Source organism: Oscillibacter sp. (assembly GCF_032060045.1).
In the GTDB taxonomy this organism is placed as follows: domain Bacteria; phylum Bacillota; class Clostridia; order Oscillospirales; family Oscillospiraceae; genus Oscillibacter.
Genome location: NZ_DAMBZJ010000014.1, coordinates 64,125 through 74,827 on the forward strand (window position 1 = coordinate 64,125; position 10,703 = coordinate 74,827).

Annotated in this window: 12 protein-coding genes; 1 reads left to right on the top strand and 11 read right to left on the bottom strand. The window is 43.4% G+C overall.

Annotation, left to right across the window (positions count from 1 at the left end):
- The coding region (locus RT018_RS07640) for an acetyl-CoA hydrolase/transferase C-terminal domain-containing protein (RefSeq protein WP_312940737.1) at positions 1 to 1,165 on the top strand (1,165 nt) is incomplete at its 5' end.
- Between the two features lie 264 nt (positions 1,166 to 1,429).
- Here RT018_RS07640 and RT018_RS07645 read toward each other — a convergent pair.
- The 11 genes from RT018_RS07645 to RT018_RS07695 all read right to left on the bottom strand — a co-directional run.
- Positions 1,430 to 2,275, bottom strand: coding sequence for a MerR family transcriptional regulator (locus tag RT018_RS07645; protein ID WP_312940738.1), 846 nt, complete (start codon positions 2,273 to 2,275; stop codon positions 1,430 to 1,432).
- A 264-nt stretch (positions 2,276 to 2,539) separates the two neighbouring features.
- Positions 2,540 to 3,019, bottom strand: coding sequence for a GNAT family N-acetyltransferase (locus RT018_RS07650; RefSeq protein WP_312940739.1), 480 nt, complete (start codon positions 3,017 to 3,019; stop codon positions 2,540 to 2,542).
- A 588-nt stretch (positions 3,020 to 3,607) separates the two neighbouring features.
- Positions 3,608 to 4,174 (bottom strand): GNAT family N-acetyltransferase, encoded by a 567-nt coding sequence (locus RT018_RS07655; protein ID WP_312940740.1) that lies wholly within the window; start codon positions 4,172 to 4,174, stop codon positions 3,608 to 3,610.
- 123 nt (positions 4,175 to 4,297) lie between these two features.
- Positions 4,298 to 4,915 carry a lactate utilization protein gene (locus RT018_RS07660; protein WP_312940741.1) on the bottom strand — a complete coding sequence of 206 codons (618 nt, stop codon included), beginning with the start codon at positions 4,913 to 4,915 and terminating at the stop codon, positions 4,298 to 4,300.
- Positions 4,916 to 5,009: 94 nt separating this feature from the next.
- Entirely contained in the window at positions 5,010 to 5,915 is a 906-nt protein-coding gene (locus RT018_RS07665) for a HAMP domain-containing sensor histidine kinase (protein WP_312940743.1), read from the bottom strand.
- 11 nt (positions 5,916 to 5,926) lie between these two features.
- Entirely contained in the window at positions 5,927 to 6,745 is an 819-nt protein-coding gene (locus tag RT018_RS07670; RefSeq protein ID WP_312940745.1) for an ABC transporter permease subunit, read from the bottom strand.
- Positions 6,738 to 7,652, bottom strand: coding sequence for an ABC transporter ATP-binding protein (locus RT018_RS07675; RefSeq protein WP_312940747.1), 915 nt, complete (start codon positions 7,650 to 7,652; stop codon positions 6,738 to 6,740). The genes RT018_RS07670 and RT018_RS07675 overlap by 8 nt, the downstream gene beginning before the upstream one ends.
- 87 nt (positions 7,653 to 7,739) lie before the next feature.
- On the bottom strand, positions 7,740 to 8,405 hold the full coding sequence (locus RT018_RS07680) for a response regulator transcription factor (RefSeq protein WP_312940755.1): 666 nt from the start codon (positions 8,403 to 8,405) through the stop codon (positions 7,740 to 7,742).
- A gap of 463 nt (positions 8,406 to 8,868) precedes the next feature.
- Positions 8,869 to 9,300, bottom strand: a complete 432-nt coding sequence (locus tag RT018_RS07685) for a GFA family protein (protein ID WP_312940749.1) — start codon at positions 9,298 to 9,300, stop codon at positions 8,869 to 8,871.
- 12 nt (positions 9,301 to 9,312) lie between these two features.
- Positions 9,313 to 10,146, bottom strand: coding sequence for a hypothetical protein (locus RT018_RS07690; RefSeq protein WP_312940751.1), 834 nt, complete (start codon positions 10,144 to 10,146; stop codon positions 9,313 to 9,315).
- A gap of 6 nt (positions 10,147 to 10,152) precedes the next feature.
- A partial coding sequence (locus RT018_RS07695; RefSeq protein ID WP_312940752.1) for a hypothetical protein occupies positions 10,153 to 10,703 on the bottom strand: 551 nt, incomplete at its 5' end.

The window sequence follows — 10,703 nt, forward strand, 5'->3', positions numbered from 1 at the left end:
AAATACCTGCCTGCCGCTGCAATACTACGAGGCTTTCAAAGATCCTGAGATGCAGGGCATTATGTCTCATAATGGCTGGTTCTTCAGTGCAGGGTTGCGTGATGCCCACAAAAAGAAGTTGGTGAGTGCCATACCTCAGAGCTCCACTTCGGTGCTGCGCAAGGCGCTGGATCGGGTATACTATGAGAAACGTCGGCCGGTTGTTTTTGCAACTGTCTCTCCAATGGATCGGCATGGAAATATGTCCCTTTCCGTCAGTGCCATTTACGAGCGAGATCTGATCAATGCCGGTGCATTGGCCGTTGTGGAAGTGAATCCAAACTTCCCACGTACCTTCGGCGATACAATCGTAAATATCTCAGAAGTGGCCGCAGTGGTTGAATCTGACCGGCCCATCCCATGCGCCAATCTAGCGCCTTATACGGAAGTGGATGCGACAATTGGAAAACTGATTGCCTCACTGGTAGAGGATGGTTCTACCATTCAGCTGGGTATCGGAAATATTCCCAATGCAGTGGCAGCGGAACTAAAGAGCAAAAAGCATTTGGGAATCCACACCGAGATGTTTACGGAAACAATGGTGGATCTGATCGAATGTGGGGCTGTGGATAATTCCTGTAAAGGTCTATTGAATGGATATTCAGTCTGCTCTTTTACCATGGGCAGTCAGCGCCTATACGACTTCATCGACAATAATCCTGCCGTACTCTTTAAATCCTGTACATTTACCAATGATCCCTACACCATTGGCCGCAATAATAAGTTTGTCTCCATCAATGCCACTTTGGAAGTGGATCTAACGGGACAGTGTGCATCGGAGACCATAGGTCGCGACCAGTGGTCTGGTACGGGCGGTCAGTCTGAAACTGTTCAGGGTTCTCAAATGTCAAAGGGCGGTAAGTCCATTATTGCCATGCACTCTACCTATACGTCGAAAAACGAGCACAGAGAGGAAGTGCTGCACAGTAAAATCGTCCCATTCCTGCATGAGGGGGCAGTCGTTACCACCTCTAGAAATGACACTGATTATGTGGTTACCGAATATGGAATTGCCTGGCTGCGCGGCCGCAATGTTACTGAGCGCGCGGAGGCACTCATCGCCATTGCACATCCTGCATTCAGAGATGAATTAAAAAAACAAGCAATGGAGTATGGCATTTGGTAAGTTTTTTGGGTGCAATTGCATACCAAAGAAATCGAATTAAACAAGCACAAAAAGTCCGTCGAAAAATCGACGGACTTTTTATTTCAAAAGATAAAGTATTCGCATTTGAGCTCTATGCTAAGCGGCATCATACGTTTATTCTTATGTGATAGGATTGCCTCAGCTATATTCATAGACGAGAATCAGAAAGGAAGACCTATTTGTTACCCAGTATTCTGACACTGCAATTGCTGAGTTTACTTATAGTTTCTTATAAAAGAAAATTCAGTCATGGTAAAACGCTTCAATTGCCTGTGCAAAAAACGCTGCTACACCCTCCCCATATTGTTCATCAATTTCTTGTTGACTTTTCTTATTTCGGTAGGACTGCGCAACGGCCAACATCATGCCCTTTTCTTCATTTATCTGGCAAATTTGTTTCATCACAAAACCGTATTCACCTACAATCTCTTTCACTTCAAAAGAATTAAGATCGCAGCCACGTTTCCCAACCAGCTTTTGGCAAATTGCAGCTTCTCGTCGCTTGTAGCTTTCCATAGCATTTTTGCTGATTGGATTTTCTAGGGTGTCCAAATAAGCGTCTTTTCCACCATACCACTCAACTACTTTTGCATAGCGTTTTTGCATATCCTCAGACGATACGACTTCCATATAATGCTTTTTCCACTGCTCTACGCTACCGAATTCGGTAATAGCCGTTTGACGCATTTCCTCCGGTATGCTATCAAACATAAGCTGAAACATTTTCTCGATCTCTGTTTTGGTAAACACTGTAAAATCCATTCTACTGTCTCCTTTCAGAATGTCATCGATGCTGGCAATCAGGCGTTCCATACGTTCTTTCTTTGCCACCAGCATTTCTCTCTGCATTCGCAGAATCCGATTTCTATCAAGAGACAGGCTTTCCATGACGGCTTTGATTTCTTTTAAAGGAATATCAAACTCACGAAAAAACAGTATCTGCTGTAAATCCTCCAAGGCCTTATCGTCATAAAGCCGGTATCCCGCTTCGTTCTTATCTGTGGGGGGAAATAATCCAATCTCATCATAATAGTGAAGTGCGCGCGCGCTGATACCCGTGAGTTCTGATACTTCCTTAACGGTTCTCATAACATCTGGCCTCCTGCTCTTGATAAGAAAAACTATACTCTATGACGCTCCGTAAGGGTCAATAGCTTTTTTAAATATCTTTATACGATTCAAAAGACTTGTGACCTTGCAGTTACCAGCTATCAGTTATATACCAAGATTTATTATCCTGTAAGACAATATAAATAGTTAGACCTTATTTTCTTTGCACAGTGTAAACATTATAAGAAATTTGTATGACACTCAGTATGATACATCAGTTCATTCACTTGGCGCACTGTAAAATTATTTAGCCAGTTCTTTAAGCGTCATTCCAGCAATTCGATAAACTGTCCAATCACTCATGGGTTCAGCACCAAGAGAACGATAGAAATCTATGCTTGGCTGATTCCAATCAAGGCACCACCATTCCAGACGCCCACATCCTCGCTCAACCGCTAGTTTCGCGAGTTGTTTTAATAATGCCTTCCCATAGCCCTTTCCTCTGCACTCTGGAAGAACATATAAATCCTCGAGATAGATTCCAGCGCGGCCAAGGAAGGTGGAGAAGTTGTGAAAAAACAATGCGAACCCCACTTCTGCTTCGTTTTCAACAGCAAAAATGACTTCTGCAATCTTCTTTTCAAACAACCATTCTCTTATTAATTCTTCCGTGGCAACCACTTCATCTGCCATCTTCTCATATGCTGCAAGTTCTTTTACGAAGTGTAAAATCTTCGCTACATCCTGTTCTTCCGCAAAGCGGAAATTTAACCCAGTATTCATTTTAGATTTTTCTCCTAATTATAAGATAAACATAGCACTAAACCGCCTTCGGCGGTGGTATTGACAGGAATTTCGACTGCTGATAAAATAGCATCACAACATAAACAACGTTGCCTCTAAAGAAAAACGGCTGGAACGATACCAGTGGAGGTTTATTTGTTGCGCCCGAAAGTATAATTTCAATTTTTCCTATTTGTTGGAATCTCTGATTTGCGAGGCTTTTGCGGATACTATACTTGTCAATAATCGGGCAAGATAAATTATACTTTCCCCATAGGTGGCGGTTTCGTGCTATGAAATTATCCAAACAAAGGCAGTTGAGATATTTCTTCTCGACTGCTTTTTTCGCGCCTTTGCTCGGATAATTTGCTATTCAAACTGTGAAGTTCGATAAGGAATTGACGCCGGAACTCATGTTCATGACTTTTTTGCCGTTTGCCCGCAGGCTACTCTGTTTTTCTTCGTTTTGTGGTGCTCTCGGACAGGCGTATGTCTGATTTGCATGACAGGCCTGTCCACCTAACGTATTTTCACGTTTGGCACCCAATGAGCTTTGCATCCTCTCCATGCAGAATAAACAACAGTTACTTATCCATACCATTCTTTTTTCAAGATGGCGTATTGTATGGTGTTTTCATAACGCGGTGTCCCATCTGGATTGTTCACAAAAGATATGAATTCCTGAAAGAATCCTTCCCGGCGCATCCCTAGCTTTTCACAAAGGTGCTGGCTCGATAAATTGTAGTCTTCTGTATAAGCATAAATACGGCGGGCCCCTTTTTCGCGAAACAGATAATCATAGAACGCGTGAGCCGCTTCATATGCATAACCTTTTCCCTGATAAGCGGCATTCAGCATCCAATAGGGGCTGAAGGTATCACGCGGGGAATTCGTATCGCCCGTTGCATTATGGGAATCGCCACTCTCCGGATAGGCGTTGATCTCACCAACAACCTTGCCGGTCTCTTTCAGGACGATGGCAAAATAGTAATTGGTTTCACCAACCCGGTTTTTCATCTCTGCTTCGGCCTGCTCAAATGAACTTATTTTCATGCAGGCAAAGCAGTTTACAGCCGGCTCTTTCAGATATTCAAACACATCCTCCGCATCACTTTCAAGAAAAGGGCGCAGAAGCAATCTTTCTGTATCGATCATACATTTTCCTCTCAAAATTTCCATAAGTCTGGTTGTTGCCAAGTTCGTCTTCTCCGCCTAAGGCGAAATATAGCGGACATACAAATTTCCAATTAATACACGATCATAAATATGGAATATCTATCAATACCCATAATTCCCATTTACAAAAATCACTTTAATTCTATCCTTTGAAAATTGCCATGCTATCAGGACAAAATCATTACAGATGCGCTGTTCATGTTTGCAGTCAATACACCTACCAAGTTTTACACATGGCGTATTTTTATTAAGCCTTTTCGCATCCAGCGGTGCTGCAATTTGTCGTGTGCGCTGAATAGCATCTTCCACGGTATCAACTAATTTATTTATTCCAACGACAACGATGACCTGCCTGGGCCCGTAAATCATTGGAGCAACGCGGCTGCCGTTTCCATCAATGTTAAACAACTTCCCATCCACGGTAACAGCGTTTGTCCCCGTAATAAACGTATCTGCGTGAAAATTATTGAGATATAGTTTTCGTTTATCCTCGGAAGTTAAGCCTTGCTGGTGTTTATCATAGAAAGTATATCTTCCCTTTCGGAGATATTCAAATACCCCAGTCTCTTCCAATGTAGTGGAATCCCCGCAACCAATCTTTTCGCCCTCGGTAAGCAGTGTAGAAAGCAGGGGAAGCAATTCCTGCTGGTTTTCAACGAAGAAGCCTGTCATATTGTTCTTTTGCAAATTGATCATTGCTTTCTTTATTCGTTCATCCATGTAAGTAAAATCCCCTAAAAATAAATTAACTTGACTTTTTCTCGCAGGGTAAACATACCGCAAAGCCTCAATTTTATGCGGTACTGAAATAAAATCAAGCTTGCGCTGGGTCCTCTTTTGCAAACGCAACATGGATGTTCAGCTTGCCTCTATAATAACGGGCGCTTATTGTGCCATTCATCTGCTCCGCAAGGGTTTTTGCGATGGAAAGCCCAAGTCCTGTAGATTTTTTCGCATCCTCAACCGTATAAAAACGGTCGAAAAGCTTGCCAACCTGAATTTCATCAAGCTGTGAGGCACTGTTTGTAAAGTCAATGGCTCCGTCTTCGCTCAGCGTAATTTCCAAATCGCCATCACTATATTTGACGGCATTGCTTATAATATTGCCGAAGATGCGGGCCAAGGCCCGGCGATCAAGCCTGCGCTGAATTTTGCATTCTGGCATTGTAATCACAGGCGTAATTCCACTGTTCTTCAAAGCGGCATAATATGCGGAAACGCTTTCCTCCAAAACGCTGTTCATGATCACATCTTCATACTTAATGCCATTTGTTGATGACGTGATGAAGGAATAGCGGAAGAGCTCCTCAGTGAGCTGTTTCATAGCTTCCGTACGGTTTTCGATCACGGTAAGATAACGGCTGGCGCCTTCACTTTTTTCCTCCTGCTTAAGCAATTCCAAATAGCCGCATATGGCCGTGAGCGGCGTACGCAGGTCGTGGGAAATATTCGTCACGGCTTCTTTTAATTCCAAATCCCCGCTTTGAAGTCGCCTACGTTCCTTTCGAAGTAAGCGCAGCTGCGCATTCAGGTCTGCGGCGAGCCGCCGCATATGGCGGTCGCCGCAGGATACTGTGATTAGAGTGTTGGTATCGGTGTCCAGTCTTGCGGCAAGTTCTGCGCGGATCTCATCCGCCGTCCTGTGGAGCAGCACGACTTTTAGAATAAGCACGGTAACAGCAAACGCAAGAATCGCACACAACACGCAAAGCCAGAGCATGACAGCACTCCTTACTTCAAGTCTTTCTTACGGAAGCAAATTAGGCCGCACCCCGTCGACACAAGTGTGATTACCAGGGAATACAGCGGCATAAGCCACAGGTGTGGCGTTGACTGCATGGAAATCTCAACGGCTTGACCTGTAGGTAAGAAGTCCAGTAAAAACTGATAGATTTCTCTCTTTGTCCCGGTCAGGTATCGTGGGTTTACTAACTGCCCTGTCATGGCACCATCCAGAGAATCCGTAAACACATAGCTGTCGAAATACTGTGGGGCCGCCAACTTTGCGTTAATCATCGTTGCCAAAACAAGCAGTGCAACAATGGAGAGGATGCAAATTACAGCGGCGGTCGCCTTGTTCTGATTGAGCATACATAAAAGAGTCAATAGGGCGGTAGTGGCAATAACCATCATGAAGGCAACGAGAATGAGCGCAGCCAACACTTCCATACGCATTTGGGAAAGTCCAAGCAGTGGCAGCCCAAGAACCGCCACAGCGGCTACATAGGACAGACACATTGCAATTCCTGCCGCCGAGCAAGTAATGAAATTAGACAGGTAGACGGCGCTTCTCGCATGGCCGACGATTAACTTATTACGGATTGTTCCGTCGCTGTACTCCGTGCCGATATAAAGGCTGCAAAACGCGGCGGAGACGATGCCGATATAAACTGGGAAGATAAGTATCTGTTGATCCGCCGTCGCCGTGGGGTCATTTATGAGTTTCATAATCACGCTGGATGCTCCAGCAGCAAACATGAATGCCATGCTGATCCAGAATACCTTGTTCTTCTTTAATCGTGCAAAATTTGCCGTCATCAACTTATTCATGCCTGCCACCCCCTAAGAGACTGATGTAATAGCTCTCCAAACTTTCGTCGCGCCCGTGCATTGACAACACCTCGCAGTTTTTTTCGTAAAGAGCCATCGTCAGGGATGTCATATTAAATTTTCCGAACACATCAACTTCGCTGCCTGAGAGTACGCTGTAATCCAGCCCCATTTTGTCCAGTGCGTGGGTCAGGACGTTCACGTTGGAAACAGTCATCCGGACACATTTCCGGCAGGCAGCTTCAAGCTCTGCAGCGCTTATCTCTTTTACCATGTGTCCGTGGTCGATAAAGCCGTAGTGCGTTGCGAGGCGTGACAACTCGTCAAGAATGTGGCTGGATATGAGGACGGTTATTTGCCGCTCCCGATTGAGTTTCAGAATCAGCTCGCGTATTTCGACGATGCCTTCGGGGTCAAGCCCATTCACCGGTTCGTCCAGTACCAAAAAATCTGGATCCCCGGCCAGGGCCACGGCGATGCCAAGACGCTGGCGCATACCAAATGAAAAGTTTTTTACCCGCTTCCTGCCTGTGCTTTCAAGGCCGACCAGTTTAAGAAGATCTGGAATTCCCTCGAACGAGGGCAGACCGAGAACGCGGTATTGCTCTTTCAAATTATCCTCGGCGGTCATGTCGAGATAAACGGATGGGGTTTCCACCACAGCACCCATTCTGCGGCGTATCTTTCCGATATCCGCGTCGGTATTTTTTGTTCCATACAGCACAAAAGCGCCCGATGTTGGGCTCTGCATACCACAGATCAGACGGATGAGAGTCGTTTTGCCCGCGCCGTTTTTGCCGACGAAGCCGTAAATCGCACCATTTTCGATGTGCATAGAAAGCCCGTCCAGCGTTTTGAAGCTTTTATAGTGCTTCGACAGGTTTTCCACGGTCAGAACATATTCCATATCAGTGCCTCCTTTGATTGTTGGTGCTATGGTAGCACAATATGGTAAAGACAGCGGTTAAGAAAACAGTAAAGATTTAGTAAAGCTTCATTTTTCATGCAACTTGAACCCGATCCCCCAAACGGCCTCGATGTAATCCTTATCGCCTACCTCTCGTAGCTTTTTTCGCAGATTACTGATATGCACCTTCAGAGAGCTTTCCATGCAGTCCAGCGTGTCTAGACTGATAAGATCCAGCAGCCGGGATTTCGTGACCACCTGTGACGGGCTTTGCATGAGTTGCTTCAAGATGGCGTATTCCGTTTTGGTCAGCTTAACTAAGATGCCGTTCACGCTGACAGTATGCGATGCGGCATCCATGACCAAATTCTCAAAAGTCAGCACGGAAGCAGTACCCAACAGGGAGGCATTTCGAAGTTGTACGGCCACGCGGGCAAGCAGTTCCTGCATTTCAAAGGGCTTTGTGATATAGTCCACCGCGCCCCCCATGAGCAGCTCTACCTTATCGCTCACATCCGCCTTGGCGCTGACTACAATAACCGGAATTCCCGCGAGCTTTGGCAGTATCTCCTCGCCGTTTAAACCCGGCAGCATCAAATCCAGAAGGATAAGCTGGGGGCGGTGATTTGATAAAAGCAGCAGCGCCTCCGTGCCCGAATATGCCCGCGAAACGCAGTAGCCTTCCTTTGTGAGCGCATCCTCAAGCAAATTGCCAATGTAAGCATCATCTTCGATTATCATTATGTTCTTCATGGAAATCATTTGTAGGGCTCCTTCGGTTTTTTCGACTCTATAAGTATCTAAATTTTTTTGTTTCTGTTATGTGGTTTAAACATGCTGCGAAGCACATTCTCCGTGTTCTATCAAATAGGCAGCTAAGTTATCCAGCGTATTTCGGTTCATAGGGTGGAAGATCCGGTGGCCATTCTTGCCCTCTGAACCAGCAGATATTTTTTTATCGCTGAGGAAACCCAAGTAACCATAACTCGTTTTGTAGAGTGAGTGCAGCAACAATCGCCAGCCCAAAAGAAGGATCGTTAGGATAGCCAATATCACAATTAGTACCCTCTTGCGCATTTGCTTGAAAATAACATGTCTTCCTTAAAGTTGTAATGGAAAATTTTCAGATATTGAAGGTAGATAATATGTATTGGAGCCTTTAACTATTGGGAGATTGTATTGAGAATGCTTAAGAATTTATTAAAATTGGCATTCCTCATGTATTAGGGAGTTCTTTGAATTTTGGTAAATTCTCAAAGTCATTGTCCCAGTTTGCCTTATTTTTGCAAAAGATGTGCCCTTGCGGTTTCATGTGTATGTCATTGTCAATACATCCAGCGGGAGCAACTAGCAGCTTTCCACCAAACTGAATATTTGGCAACGCTGATCCGCAATTAGAACAGAAGCTTTTTATGTGGCCTTCTGAACGGTAATTAAAGGTTTTAACTTCAGCTTCACCAGACAGCCATCTTAACTTGGCTGTAGAAGAAAACAGATTGGCCGCATGGGCTGAACCTGTATCCTTACGACATCGCTCACAATGGCAAAGAAAGAAATTTTCAAATTCTCCTTCAATTTCAAAAGTAACTTCACCGCAAAGACATGACCCTTTATATATCATAATTAAATTTCCTTTTAAATAATCCATTCGGTAATACGCTTATTGTCCAAAAGGGACCACCGAGTTTGCAATTCTCTTTTCACCACCGACGATTGTCGTATAGAATCTTTGCTCGATGCCATATAATAGCATCTTCAATTCATCTTCATTTCCAACCTCAAATGAGGATTCCGAAACTTTCAGATCAGGACAGTATTCGCCAATATATGTAAAGATATTTTTTTTGCTATTTGCATCCAAGTTTGCCAATGTTTTTTGTGCCAGAGCAATCCTCTTCCGATTTGGAGTCTTAACTTTGGAAGTATTATATTCTTCTTTCAGCTGAATAAAGTTACTGCATAAAAACTGCGTCGTTTCGGCCTCAGTTGCTTCCTTGTATAACTGATCGATCCCTCGAAAAATGCTGGTGATCGACTCAAGTCGTCTAAAGTACAAAACATTGGTACCCTTGTTATAAATAGCATCCGGAACATCATTTATTACAATCTCACGTCGGTCAGTATGATACTCAAAACTTTGTCCTAAGTAAAAGACACATTTTTTTGATACCAATTTTGCCCTAGAAACATTCTGAAAACAAATAAGATTGTTGATTTCTATAAACAAAAAACCTATGTTTTCAAAATCGTCTTTATTTAATGAGTCGAAATCAACAGAATTATGCTCTGATGCTATCAAATCTATCTTGTATTCCTGGTTTGATACATCCTGAATTGAAAACCATTCGCCGTCTTCCAATGCAGCGCCTGGCACATACGGTGTGGCAGAAGTAATTTCTATATCTTCATTTGAATAAACAGGTTCTTCTGTTGATATGATCTTTCTATACTTGTTCTTTTCCCTTTGCTTAAGCTTTGCACAAAGATTGGTCAAGTTCTTCTACCTTCTTTCTATAAATGTTGTATCATTAATTCTTCTCAGATGTTCAAACGTTATATCTTTCTTATTTCTTATTACTTTTCCTCTTTTTATTACAAATACCCTTGTTCCTTGGAGCGTTAGAATATGGTAATAATGGTATCCAAATAGCAAATAAAGAGGATTAAAAAATTGTGTTTGCGATAGGTATGTAAAAACGAAAACGAGTAAGTAAACCGCAGCCATTGCGTAGCAGTCAGCTATACTTAATGAAACAAAAAAGTAACCCAAATACACTGGTAAAAATTCATTATCCGCCGATGAAAATTCTTTGCATTCTTGCAAGCTTTCACTGCCAAAATATCTTGAAAGAAGTAATGTAACCCACGAGAATAGAAGTAGAAGAATGACTAATAAAATATGAAGCAGCCAATAGGGGATCGGCTCAATGGTCCACGTTTCTTTTATAGCATAAACAACAAGCATCCAAGAAATTGCATTTATTGTTAATAGTAATTTAAGGCAACACCGCACAAAAAAAGCTGCGGTAAGTAGCCAGATATGATAAAATA